The sequence below is a fragment of the Klebsiella sp. NPDC088457 genome (genome assembly GCF_044900465.1).
Classification (GTDB): domain Bacteria; phylum Pseudomonadota; class Gammaproteobacteria; order Enterobacterales; family Enterobacteriaceae; genus Klebsiella.
Genome location: NZ_JBJDNH010000074.1, coordinates 1 through 12,163, shown reverse-complemented (window position 1 = coordinate 12,163; position 12,163 = coordinate 1). Strand labels below are relative to the sequence as shown.

The following is a 12,163-nucleotide window of genomic DNA, read 5'->3' as shown; positions in this document are numbered from 1 at the left end:
AATATAATCCGGCTTACGATTTGGAGGGTGTCGTGACCCCGGTGGTGACCCAACATCACCCCGCCCTGCCGCTGAAACGCCTGCCAGAACTGCTGAAGAAGATGAGTAATTACAAAGGCAGGGAACTGACTCGTCTGGCGCTGGAGCTGAATCTACATGTTTTCCTGCGCTCCAGCGAGTTACGGCTTGCCCGTTGGGACGAGTTCAACCTGAAAGCACATATCTGGACCGTACCTGCCCAGCGTGAAGCCGTAAAAGGCGTGAGGTTCTCAGAGCGTGGCGCAAAGATGAAGGATGAACACCTGGTGCCGCTGTCACGACAGGCGGTGGCTCTGCTGAAACAAATTCAGGCGATTTCTGGCGAGTCAGTCTTCGTTTTTCCAGGCGCTCGCACGCTGAACAAGCCAATGAGTGAAAACACCATCAACAAGGCGCTGCGCGTGATGGGTTATGACACCAAAACCGAAGTCTGCGGCCACGGCTTCAGGACCATGGCCTGTAGCGCCCTGAACGAGTCCGGACGCTGGTCAAAGGATGCCATTGAGCGGCAGATGAGTCACAAAGAGCGCAATGGCGTGCGGGCGGCCTATGTGCATAAAGCGGAACATCTGGAAGCCCGAATCGAGATGATGCAATGGTGGTCAGATTATCTGGATACGTGCCGTGAATTTTATGTTCCGCCCTATATTCTATGCAGAGAGAAGAACCCATCAGTCTGACTCATCAATTTTTGCTACGGTGCCCAAGCCTGAAAAGTCAGCTCACTGATGCGGCGTTTAAAATCATTAGAATTAGCTGTACTGGATTAAGTACGCCAGTCATAAAAGTTTTCATAAATAGAGCTTCTTCTGGATTAGAGGGAGCCTAACCTAATGCTCCTAAAGCAAAAATACGATCATGTGTTTATGCTTATGTAACACGCATAACTGGTTTGAAACTACTGATGGACACCAGAAGCAGGAGGCAGTAGGCAGTAGGCAGTAGGCAGTAGGCAGTAGGCAGTAGGCAGTAGGCAGTAGGCAGTAATAGTGACTTGGTGTGACTGACTCATAAATCCCAGTTGAATATGATTTATGACCCTATGTATGGATCCCCTGTCAGAATTGACAGTTTTCTTTAATTTCCAAAAGCGTTTAATAAGAACAGAAATTAGAGGGTACTGTGAAAAAATGAAAGATGTAAAATTATATACTCATAAGAGAAATGAAAGCGATATATTCATAAAAAATATATCGAAGATTTCTGATAATCATTTCCAGTGTGATCTAAGATTAATTACCGATCACAATTTTTACTGTGATTTTATCCCTTGTACAAACAGGATAAACCCGATTTTTTTGTTAGAATGCGCAAGACAAATTGAAACATATTTGTCGCATACTGAATTTGGCATAACACTGGACAGTAAATTTCTGCTCGACAGTTGGTCAATGAAATACTATCCAACAAGGACTGGAGATGCAGAAAGGCTGAAAGCTGACATTTATTCTAAGTACCCGACTATTAATAAAAAGAATAAGAATCAATTCAATGTTATTTTCAAAATAAACATGACAGTTATATGCACAGTTACAATAGATGTAAGATACATAACCAGTCATTGCTATAAGCTCATACGCAGCATTACTGATGGGATCAACACGCCAAGAGTCATCGCGCCACTTTCTCCTGCAAGTGTTTGTTACACATCTAATGGGAATGTCATTCTGGCTGATTTGAATGATAATGGACCGTATGTTAAGGCGATAATTAACATCAATAAAAATAATAAATCACTTAATGACCATGAACAGGATCATATCACTGGTATGAATCTTACGGAGGCAGCCAAACAAATATGCTATAGCTATCTGCAGATATATATGAATGAAAAAAGTGATAGATTTATTCCTGTAAATTTAAAAGGCTCCTTCTTTAGTTTTGTTGAAAAGCATATCCCAGCATTCGTAGTCATAAAAAAAGTAGAATTACAGGATAATATTTATTCCTTTGATATCGATGTAATTCAGAGTAAAGAAACACTGGCAATCGTTAGTCTAAAACTGAGAGGCGAACATGGATAAATTAAAAGATTTACTCACGAATGTATTTGGTGTATCTGAAAGTGATATTCAGGACAACATATCTCTAGAAAACATGGGTCTTGACTCTATATGCATAGTAGAGTTTCAGATTGAAATTGAAAGGGCTTTTAATATTGATGAAGGCCGACTGGCTCTGGTCAATAGCGATACCCTGCAAAAAATCATGGAAAGGGTCAGAGAACTACAGCATGTAGAATTAAAAGGTGTATGAATATGAAAAACAAAGTCGTGGTTACAGGTATGGGGATAATCTCCTCAGCCGGTCATACACCAGAAAAGTGTCATATGACCCTACTTGAAGGGAAAGGAATGACAAAACCCGATCCCCGACTGAGTAATCTTGAAGTCTCATGGTCATGCCCCGTTCAGGATTTTGTACCTGCACAGCATATGAATAAATCATTGATTTGGCGATGCGATCCCTTTATTCAGTATGCTATATACGCGGCCCAAAGTGCTGTCGAAGATGCGGGTTTAGACAAAGATAATAGAGACGTGAAAACAGGTATTGTGCTGGGTAATTCACTCGCAGGCATAACCACTCTGGAAACACTGAATAAAAGAACCGCTCAGGAAGGAGTCGGAACAATTGGATCACTATACCTCTTGTCTACGATGGGAAGCATGGCAACGGGTAATTTAGCTATTGAACTCGGCATCCACGGCCCGACATATCTTACTGGTACGGCATGCTCATCCGGTGCCGATGCGATAGGAACGGCCAAACGTCTTATCCAAAGCGGGGAATGCGATATTGTTCTTGCCGGTGGCAGTGAAGCTCCAATCACACCACTTGTTGTTTCCTCTTTCACAAAGATCGGTGCACTTTCAAGAAATAGCGACCTTTTGCACGCGTCACGACCATTTGACAAAGAAAGAGACGGTTTTGTCATCTCCGAAGGCGCAGCGGTTATGATATTAGAAAATGAAAAAAGTGCGTTGGAGCGCGGAGCTAAAATTTATGCAACGTTATCTGGATATGGTTCAGCAAATGATGCACATCATATAACATCGCCTGCACCGGATGGTTCTGGATTATCTCAATCAATTTATGGGGCGCTTGAAGATGCCTCGCTATTTCCGAATGATATTCAGTGTATTAATTCACACGGTACATCAACACCTCTGAATGATGATCTCGAGGGCAGCATTTTGTTCCGCATATTTGGTAATCATCCTTGGGTAACATCAACAAAGGGCGTTACCGGACACAGCCTTGCCGCAACAGGAGCAATGGAAGCTGTTTTTTCTGTATTAAAAATCATACACGATGAAATTCCTCCTGTTGCTGGTTTAAGACATATTGATGATGAAATAAAAATCAATATTGCAACAGAAGTCATCAAGGGGACTGGTATTAAAAATGTGCTCAGTACATCCCTGGGATTTGGTGGGCAAAATGCTGCCCTGATATTTTCTCAATACAAAAAAGGGTAATAAAAGTGAACCTCAAGAAAATAAAATTATTTGCGATCGACAGTGATGGTGTTGTTCTGAATGACACATATAGCCCGGCAATTAAAATTTTTGTTGAATCTCTTGGCGTGAACTACTCGCCATTGATCGAACGAAGTGTCTGGGGGTCTCCACAAGTGACCGCTGGCCATAATCTCGCATTAGCCTGTAAACTTCCTTATTCAGGTGAAAAAGTTATTAATGATTTTTTCAAAACCAGAGATAACTACCTCAAAGATCATCCGGTTGAAGTTTTCCCCGATATCGAATCAACGCTGGCATTGCTACATAGTACAGGGGCACGTATGACCTGCTATGGAGGAAGAAATAAAGAATATAGCTTCGACAAGTTTTTAAAACCTTTTGAAAATTATTTCGATAAAGAGATGCCATATATTGATATTAATGCCTTTCGTCCGGGGATGTATGAAATTGTAAAAGAGAAATTCAACCTGAATTTTGATGAAGTTGTGTTTATTGATGACATCAATCGTGTTGCAGAAGTGTGTAAGGTTCTGGGTTCTGGGTTTATAGGTGTGCCTGCGTCCATGCCACATAACTTCCAGCGGGAAGAGATGATAAATACTGGTGTCAAATATATGGTTAACAGATTTACGGACATTACAGAAAATCTTATATATGAAGTTGACGAGAGCCTATTCTCTGCGGCTTTGTGGAAATAAACTAAGGTGCAGCATGGAAAAGTTCAGCAATACAATTCTGATTTGTCTTATACCTATAATATGCGGTTTTACCGCAGCAAATATGTACTACGTTCAGCCGCTGGCTCCCGTGATCAGCAGTGAACTAATGGTTTCTTATGAAAAAGCATCCATGCTGTATTCATTTTCTCTAGTAGGTAATGCTCTATCCTTAATTTTTATAATTCCTTTAGGGGATTTCTATAGCAAGAGAAAGTTAATCACACTGTTGTATTTAGTTTCCACAATATCGTTATTGCTGTTTTTTTTAACAGAGAGTTATTATGCATTGTCTACTACGGCATTTCTAGTCGGAGTGGGAACATCCGCTATTCCATTAATTACCGCCGGACTAAGCAGACAAAAAGATGGTACTAAATATATAGGCCGAATAATGGCCGGTGTATTAACAGGTATTCTTTTCTCCCGCTTTCTGTCGAGTATGCTTAGTGAACTTTGGGGATGGAAGTCGATATATGCTATAGCTGCAATACTGATGTTTCTATCTTGTATATTATTGTTCATCTCTTATCCGACATCAGATGATAAGGATAATCGAGATAAAAATTCATACACCCGTATTTTATATCTGAACATCAATGGAATCAGGCAGAATGCTACAATTAGGCATTATTGTTTTAACGCATTTGCCATTATGTTTCTGTTCTCCGCATTCTGGAGCAATGTTTCTATGTTTCTGACCACGACTTTTCATTTCAGTCAGTCACAGGTAGGGCTTTTTTCTTTGACAGGTGTTACCGGGGCTTCATCAGCCCTTTTCTCATCCTGGATACTGAAAATTATAAACTACAAAAACAATGTTCTGTACTTTTTAATTGTCATAAGTCTACTGGTAATGGGAATTTACGGAAATAATGTTATTATTACCATCACAGGTGCACTACTAATTGATGCATTTATTCAGCTAATACACGTCAATAATCAGCGTGGACTTTTTCTTTCCTGTAAGGGAAATGAAGCACGAGCCGCAAGTTGCTATATGACAAGTTTTGTTACTGGTGGCGCAGTCGGTGGATTTATATCCTCTTATCTCTATTCGATATCCGGTTGGAGTGGGGTGCTGATTAGCTGCGCAATCATTTCCTTAATTCCAATGTTTATGAAAATGCGAGAAAACATTAATGAACAATATTGAGACAGTACAAAGTAAAAGAGAGCTTCTGAATCATTATTTGTCACTGATGACAGGTGATGAAAAACACGCACCTTCGTCTATTTCCACACTCGATGTCATCCAGGTGTTATATGATAAAGTCCTGAATTGTTCCCCCATAAAAGTACGAGATGAATACCGGGATCGTTTCTTTTTGTCAAAAGGGCATGGCCCCATGGCATTCTACGCAGTGCTGGCATTAAAGGATTTTATTAAACCTGAACTTCTGGAAACCTATGGTGAATATGACAGTAAATTAGGATACCACCCGGACCGAACAAAGCTGGACTGCGTGGAAATATCCAGTGGTTCATTAGGGCATGGTTTACCTCTGGCTATTGGCTCCGCTCTTGCGCTACGCGCCAGAGGAATTACGGGGCCAAAACACTGGGTACTTATGGGTGATGCAGAGCTTGATGAAGGTTCGAATTTTGAAGCTATTCCTTTTGCAGGCAGACACGGGCTATCAGAGTTGAATGTCGTGGTCATAGACAATGACTCATCAACTCTTGGTTGGCCAGGAGGAATATCACACCGGTTTTCAATTGAGGGCTGGGAGGTCAGCCGCGTTAATGGCAGAGATCAAGAAGAACTGTACCGCGTGTTTTCCAGAGAGCATCCTCATAAACCTCACGCCATTATCGCAGCTGTAGAAACCAAATCAGGTAAACCTCGCAGACAAATTTAGGAGAATAAAATGAAGAAAGTTTTAACCTGGGATCAAAGATTTGCTGAAATAAACGCAATGAGACAACGATTTGCAGTCGTCATGTCAGACCTGATTCGGGAAAAAGATAATGTCGCACTGGTACTTGCAGACATTACCGCAGAAAGATTCAGTGATGTTTTAAGAGATTTTCCTGACAGGGTTATCAATACCGGGATCAGGGAACAACTAATGATCGATATGGCTGGAGGTCTGGCATTATCTGGTATGCGTCCGTTTGCGCATACCTTTGCCAGTTTCCTGATTGAACGTCCCTTTGAGCAAATTAAAATTTCACTGAATCATCAGAATGTCGGTGCTGTGCTGGTCAGTGCCGGTGCCTCTTATGATTTGTCCGTTGATGGACGGACGCATCAATCACCGGCTGACGTGGCAATGCTTAATACACTAGCAGATTGGAAAATAATCGTTCCTGGAAATGCAGAGGAAGCAGAGTACGCACTTAGAATCGCCGCAAACGATACCGGCCTTTACTACATTCGGTTATCAACGGAAACCAATAAGCAAACCTACTGGTCAGGTGAAAATAGTTTTACGGTACTGAGGACTGGTCATCAGGGTACCGTAATCGCAGTCGGTCCAGTCGCTGACAGAGTGTTAGAGGCTACAGAGGATCTTGATATAACAGTACTATACGCGCCCGTTATCTCTCCTTTCGACAGCGTAACATTACGGAACACTCTTTCAGTTTCGGATATCGCAATTGTTGAACCATATCTGGAAGGCACCACGGCCCATACAATTTCTGAGTCATTGTCCGATGTATCACATCGAATATTATCCATTGGCGTAAAACGACAGGAGCTAAGACAATTTGGCACACCGGAAGAACACATCCAGGCGCATGGGCTTGATACTCATGGATTAAGAGAACGTCTTTCAAGATTCTACCGCCAATAATATATGATCTGACAAGGAATTACCTTGTCAGATTAGACCTTCGGATGTTGCTTTAAATATTGCATAACGTACAGATGTCACATCCAACTTACTGAGAACATTATTGATATGAAATCTTACAGTCCTCTCACTCACACCAAGAATCATGGCTATCTCTGTGTAAGTTTTCCCAATTTTCAATAAATTCATAACTTCCTTTTCCCGCACTGTAAATGCATATATAGTCTTTTGCTCATAGTGGTCCTCAAAAAGACTCAAGACATCAAATAAAATTTTATGTTTTTCACTGGCATATGATTTAACAAAAGCATCATTATCGTCATTAAAATATAAAGTAAAAATAACTATTTCATATTTTATTTTTATGACAAAAGTCACTCCGCAGTAAATCCCATACTTTTCCGACAAAATTCTTATATCCTTGTTATCAGTATGTACAGTAGACCATTTAAATGGAGTGATTTTATTTTTAGCTTTTAACACAATATTGCTTCTAATATGTAATTTTCTTTTGATGAAATCTTGTTCCCAACAATGTGGCAGGTTTGACACAATTGAAACTTCATCGAGAGGATTGATCGTAATAATTGAGTATTTTTTTATGTGTATTTCATTAAGGTACTCTTCTACGAATTTTTTCATCATCATGTCACCTCATATTTTAGATTTCACTCTGAATGATGAATAATTATTTCTATCAAATTGTACATACAATACGATACTGTATCTTATCATATCTAACAAACCGCTTTTTTGATCAATCACAAATGATAACTGAAATGGAAGCATTGCTAAGGTGACTTATCCTACTGATATTATTATAATAAATTCATAATCACCACTTTCTTTATACATCTTCACTTTAAAGAGAAAAGACCTATTATAGAACTGAATAACACGACCACTTAAAAATATGAGAACTACCTGTATATTATCAACCGAAATTCACTATCACCATCGCCCTATTCCCTATCAGATCATTGCCAGATAAAAACCAGCTCTGATGGCATGAAAACTATTGTTCTTTAATTGTTATGATAATATACATAAAGAGGTGAAATCATGCCAAAAACCACTCTAAGAATAACCATAGATAATAAAATGCCAGCTTGGGTTACTATCCCAGAAGCCGCCGAGATCGCGACAGAATCAGCAAAGAAAAAGATCAGCCCCTGCGATATCTATCGTCATGCCCTAAGTGGAAATATTATTCTGTCCATTTATTTTCAGTCACCTGTCATACTTAAAAAAATACAAATCAAAAATGGAAAGTTAAAATTCAGACAACTGGAAGGGGAATTGATTGACAAACTATGCTTTCTTGACAACAGAGGATTTACTTACGGAAAAAATTTAATTCTAAGCACCGAAGATAAATATACTCATCCTATGCAACAGATTATTGATACGACACTAATGGGTTATGAATATGTTTTACTACAGAGAATACTGGCACATGAACTTCATTTTTCACTACCTATTATTGGAGCAAAAACTGCCAACTACGGTATAACTGTCAATTTTCTTGGAGAGGCTTATCAAATCTTCGAGAAGATGACCTGGTTAAAACGTGCGAAAAAACAAATTGCTAGATTACCTCAAGATATCTCGCATAATCTTATTGCTCAGATATCTGAAAACCCTATCAGAAAACATCAGCAAAAAGGATATTTCCCTCTTCATGACTTACCACCAGATGCACGTTTTGTCTTACGTCAGGAGGAAGTTGAGAAATTAATTCATTTATATATAAAGAACAAAGAATTTCCTAACTCATCAACACGTATGACTACCCCCTTATCCCGCCTGTTCTGGCTGGCCTGCAAACATAATGATGCTATCAGCCCACTGCTGAAACATCCCTATAAACTTCTCTCTATATTTGAAATATGGGCATCAGATGACGGTATCACAGAATCTTTGAGCGCCGAAACTTTGAAAAATGCTCTGGAGCGTGGTGCTCCTCCCTCAGCATCCTTATCCCGCTAAAAACATCCTTACATGATAAAAACCAAAATCCTTAATAAGGGTTTCATGAGTCTTATTAAGGGTTCACCTGCTTTTCAGCGGGTGAATACTATGCTTTTTATATACTCCGAATACTATCAGGTTATTTCATCCACAGGAGAACAATATGACTTCTCATCATTTATTACGGCTCAAACAGGTTGAAGAAAAAACTGGTCTGAAACGTTCTCAGATATATCTGTACATGAAAAATTGCTCGTTCCCTCGTTCAATTAAGATCGGCCCATCCAGCGTGGCATGGCTTGAATCTGAAATTGACGAGTGGATCAACATCAAATTAGGTGCCCGCGAGGGATAAATAATCGTGAACGATGATGAATACGCCTTGCGAAAGGCTTTTTCATCTAACTTTTGTCGGATTTAATCATTTATTCGCTTGTTTTTTTCCTGAAATATAGCGTGAGGAGACGACAGGATGATCCCGTCACTGAATTACGCCGTCTTAACCGATGCTTTAAATGCTCTAAAAGAGGGAAACCTTCGCCACTGTGAAGCGCTGGGATTCACTTTCGACGAAATGAACGCACTTAATCAGCTATCGCTTGATGAGCTGTTTATCGTCAGCCGGTCATCAGCCCCGTTTGTCTCAATCGGCGTCCACCATGATGTTTTGCGCCATCTGATGGCGCAGGCTCGTCAGGATGTCCGGCACCAGCGGCTGATTAACCGGGCGATTCGACTGGGTGGTTCCATCGCGTTGCTCAACCAGTATTTTGGTCTCACCTCTAACGAAACCTGTCTTCGCCGTCGGTTGCTGGGTGTCAGCGTGCCGTATGGCCGGACGCCTGAACCGGACGAAGAGACGGATGCCGAAATCTGGCGGCAATGGCAACAATGCCGGGCGGATAACCTTGAATCCTCCGACGCACTGGCCGCCATGATGCAGGTGACGGAAAAGCTGTTGCCGGACGCCGAAGGTCTGTCTCTCACCACCGTCTGGAAGCGCATCACACTCTGCGAAAAGGAAGCCGCCAACAGGAGGGCATCACATGCCGGATGAGATCGACCGCGATCAGGAGTTCAATGAACAACGACTGGAAGAGATGATTGAACAGAGCCGTTTCAAACCAGGAACAACACCATCATTATTCCACTGCCGTTTATGCGGCAAACCTATTCCTGAAAAACGACGGCAAGCACTACCGGGCGTAACAACCTGTACGGAATGTCAGGATAAACTTGAACGTCGCAGGTATTAAATGTGAGCAAAAGACATATGGGGAATAAATCCCCATATGTCTTTATCTGTACCATTAAATAAAAATAAAGCCTCATGATTTATTTTACTTTCCTTTTTCGTCCTCCCGCCTTTTATTTATCCATCGAATTAACTCTTTCATTTTTGTTTTGATTTTATTGTTCATGGGTTGCTCCAGATCCTCCATGCTGAACACGCCATTACAGAATGGTTGCCCTGATGGACGTTAATTCGTCCGGGCCGGGTATTGCTCTTTAATAATACGGAACGGGCTGTCACAAAACCACAATTCAGGGTGCCGCTGAATGTTCTCGCTGACCCGTTAAAACCGGAATGCAGGATCGGGATGTGACCGAAAAATATTATTTCCACCGTTTTTATTAAAAGGGGACATCATGAGAAAACCCGTTTATTACGCCTATGTTACCCAGGAAAGTCAGCCGGACTCGCAGGGCGAGAAAAATACCTGGTGGACAAAAGTCGGCGTGGCCTTTGCCCACCACGGCAAGCCCGGCCTGAATATTGTCCTGACGCCCGGTATTGCGGTCTCCGGCAAACTGGTCCTGCTTGAGTCTCGGGAGGATAACAATCCGCCACAGAGTGCGGAACCCGGCGAAACCGCGCTTTAACTCTTCTTTATTACTCTTTACTCCACAGCGTGCAGGGTCGCTGACTGTGCACGCTGCCCGCAATCCCGAGGCCATCATGCTTTCCACCACTGCCTTTCTGGCGGCGGCCATGCAGTGTGCCGCCAGCATTCATCCGTCCACTGCACTCGACGTGGCACGGGTGGAATCCGGTTTTAACCCTTATGCCATCGCCGAAATTATCCCGAAGGCCACTCGCTCCCTCGGAGATAACAATGTTATCTCCCATCAGCCCGCCAGCCGGGACAAAGCTGAGCTCATTATTCGCCGCCTCGTGACACAAGGCCGCCGTTACTCTGTGGGACTGATGCAAATCACAAGCACCAATTTCCATCATTACGGCGTGACGGCCTCTGACCTGCTTGATCCCTGCACCAATTTGTCCGTTTTTGAACGCATTCTCAGCGACTGCTACCAACGTGGCGGTTCTCTTAAAAGAGCATTGAGCTGCTATTATTCCGGCAATTTCCGTACCGGGCAACAGCCGGAAGCGGCTTTTTCCGGGACCAGCTATGTGCAGCGGATAGGTTACGTTTCTCCCCGCTATGCCGTACCCGGCACCCGCGAGGACAAATCAACGGCAGCCATTCCCCCGGAAGCCTTTCCTTCCGGTAACGCTTCCCGCCCCCGCGTGATCTGGCCGGGGACCATCGTCCGTGGCGTCCCCGCGAACCTCCGTCAGAAAAACATCACCACCGCACAACTCTCCCCGCCGTCAGTGCGCCGGAGTCTCCCGCAGCCACCCCGTAAGGAGGAAGAATAATGACACGTTTCCACAAGCTAAAGGCGGCAGCCAGCCCCGTTTCTGCCGGTGTGCTGACGGCTTTTTCTGCAACCCCGGTGTTTGCCGACGGGTTTCAGCGGGCAAACACCGTGATGGAGAAAGTCTCCACCGGCCTTCATGGTCTGGCGGCGATCACCATCACCGTGGCCGTGATCTGGGTGGGTTACAAGACGCTCTGGAAAGGCGAAAGCCTGTCCCAGTGCGCCTACATCATCATCGGCGGGATCCTGATTGGCGGGGGCAGTGAGATCGGTGCGCTGCTGATGAGCTGAGAGGTCACCTATGGCAAAGCTGCTTAAGGCAATGAAACGACCGGCGGCACTGTGGGGGGTGCCGATGGTGCCCCTGCTGGGTGTCACGGGTGTCACCATCATCATCGCTGTCTGGACTTCCGTCGCTTTTCTTGCACTGCTCCCGGTTGAGTTTCTGGTGATGAAATCGCTCACCCGGAATGAACCCATGCGG

At 43.0% G+C, this 12,163-nt stretch carries 17 protein-coding genes; 16 read left to right on the top strand and 1 reads right to left on the bottom strand.

Going from position 1 to position 12,163, the window contains the following annotated elements; translation table 11 throughout:
- From ACI2JR_RS26820 to ACI2JR_RS26785, 8 genes are all read left to right on the top strand, one after another.
- Positions 1 to 719, top strand: a 719-nt coding sequence (locus ACI2JR_RS26820; protein ID WP_462479929.1) for a tyrosine-type recombinase/integrase, incomplete at its 5' end; no start/stop codon positions are given.
- A gap of 354 nt (positions 720 to 1,073) precedes the next feature.
- Complete coding sequence (locus ACI2JR_RS26815) at positions 1,074 to 2,063, top strand: AfsA-related hotdog domain-containing protein (protein WP_462479928.1); 990 nt, start codon at positions 1,074 to 1,076, stop codon at positions 2,061 to 2,063.
- Positions 2,056 to 2,295, top strand: coding sequence for an acyl carrier protein (locus ACI2JR_RS26810; protein WP_194512159.1), 240 nt, complete (start codon positions 2,056 to 2,058; stop codon positions 2,293 to 2,295). Before ACI2JR_RS26815 ends, ACI2JR_RS26810 begins: the two co-directional genes overlap by 8 nt.
- A gap of 2 nt (positions 2,296 to 2,297) precedes the next feature.
- Positions 2,298 to 3,521, top strand: coding sequence for a beta-ketoacyl-[acyl-carrier-protein] synthase family protein (locus tag ACI2JR_RS26805; protein ID WP_462479927.1), 1,224 nt, complete (start codon positions 2,298 to 2,300; stop codon positions 3,519 to 3,521).
- A 5-nt stretch (positions 3,522 to 3,526) separates the two neighbouring features.
- Positions 3,527 to 4,222 (top strand): HAD family hydrolase, encoded by a 696-nt coding sequence (locus tag ACI2JR_RS26800; protein WP_194512161.1) that lies wholly within the window; start codon positions 3,527 to 3,529, stop codon positions 4,220 to 4,222.
- Between the two features lie 13 nt (positions 4,223 to 4,235).
- A complete protein-coding gene (locus ACI2JR_RS26795; protein ID WP_462479926.1) occupies positions 4,236 to 5,396 on the top strand; it encodes an MFS transporter in 1,161 nt (386 codons plus the stop codon).
- Entirely contained in the window at positions 5,383 to 6,102 is a 720-nt protein-coding gene (locus ACI2JR_RS26790; protein WP_462479925.1) for a transketolase, read from the top strand. The genes ACI2JR_RS26795 and ACI2JR_RS26790 overlap by 14 nt, the downstream gene beginning before the upstream one ends.
- Positions 6,103 to 6,111: 9 nt before the next feature.
- Positions 6,112 to 7,041 (top strand): transketolase family protein, encoded by a 930-nt coding sequence (locus ACI2JR_RS26785; protein WP_462479924.1) that lies wholly within the window; start codon positions 6,112 to 6,114, stop codon positions 7,039 to 7,041.
- Positions 7,042 to 7,068: 27 nt separating this feature from the next.
- Here ACI2JR_RS26785 and ACI2JR_RS26780 read toward each other — a convergent pair whose 3' ends face one another.
- On the bottom strand, positions 7,069 to 7,689 hold the full coding sequence (locus ACI2JR_RS26780; protein ID WP_462479923.1) for a LuxR C-terminal-related transcriptional regulator: 621 nt from the start codon (positions 7,687 to 7,689) through the stop codon (positions 7,069 to 7,071).
- A 414-nt stretch (positions 7,690 to 8,103) separates the two neighbouring features.
- Here ACI2JR_RS26780 and ACI2JR_RS26775 point away from each other — a divergent pair, with 414 nt between their 5' ends.
- The 8 genes from ACI2JR_RS26775 to ACI2JR_RS26740 form a co-directional block, all read left to right on the top strand.
- Complete coding sequence (locus tag ACI2JR_RS26775) at positions 8,104 to 9,030, top strand: hypothetical protein (protein ID WP_462479922.1); 927 nt, start codon at positions 8,104 to 8,106, stop codon at positions 9,028 to 9,030.
- Between the two features lie 145 nt (positions 9,031 to 9,175).
- On the top strand, positions 9,176 to 9,367 hold the full coding sequence (locus ACI2JR_RS26770; protein ID WP_194512166.1) for an AlpA family transcriptional regulator: 192 nt from the start codon (positions 9,176 to 9,178) through the stop codon (positions 9,365 to 9,367).
- Between the two features lie 117 nt (positions 9,368 to 9,484).
- Positions 9,485 to 10,069, top strand: coding sequence for a DUF2857 domain-containing protein (locus ACI2JR_RS26765; protein WP_462479921.1), 585 nt, complete (start codon positions 9,485 to 9,487; stop codon positions 10,067 to 10,069).
- The gene (locus ACI2JR_RS26760; RefSeq protein ID WP_200579642.1) at positions 10,059 to 10,268 is read left to right on the top strand and encodes a TraR/DksA family transcriptional regulator; all 210 of its coding nucleotides are present in this window, start codon (positions 10,059 to 10,061) and stop codon (positions 10,266 to 10,268) included. Before ACI2JR_RS26765 ends, ACI2JR_RS26760 begins: the two co-directional genes overlap by 11 nt.
- Before the next feature lie 394 nt (positions 10,269 to 10,662).
- Positions 10,663 to 10,896: a hypothetical protein gene (locus tag ACI2JR_RS26755; protein ID WP_194512169.1), complete on the top strand. Its 234-nt coding sequence runs from the start codon at positions 10,663 to 10,665 to the stop codon at positions 10,894 to 10,896.
- 76 nt (positions 10,897 to 10,972) lie between these two features.
- Positions 10,973 to 11,677 carry a lytic transglycosylase domain-containing protein gene (locus tag ACI2JR_RS26750; RefSeq protein ID WP_462479920.1) on the top strand — a complete coding sequence of 235 codons (705 nt, stop codon included), beginning with the start codon at positions 10,973 to 10,975 and terminating at the stop codon, positions 11,675 to 11,677.
- Positions 11,677 to 11,970 (top strand): TrbC/VirB2 family protein, encoded by a 294-nt coding sequence (locus ACI2JR_RS26745; RefSeq protein ID WP_200092945.1) that lies wholly within the window; start codon positions 11,677 to 11,679, stop codon positions 11,968 to 11,970. The genes ACI2JR_RS26750 and ACI2JR_RS26745 overlap by 1 nt, the downstream gene beginning before the upstream one ends.
- Before the next feature lie 10 nt (positions 11,971 to 11,980).
- A partial coding sequence (locus tag ACI2JR_RS26740; protein WP_462479919.1) for a VirB3 family type IV secretion system protein occupies positions 11,981 to 12,163 on the top strand: 183 nt, incomplete at its 3' end.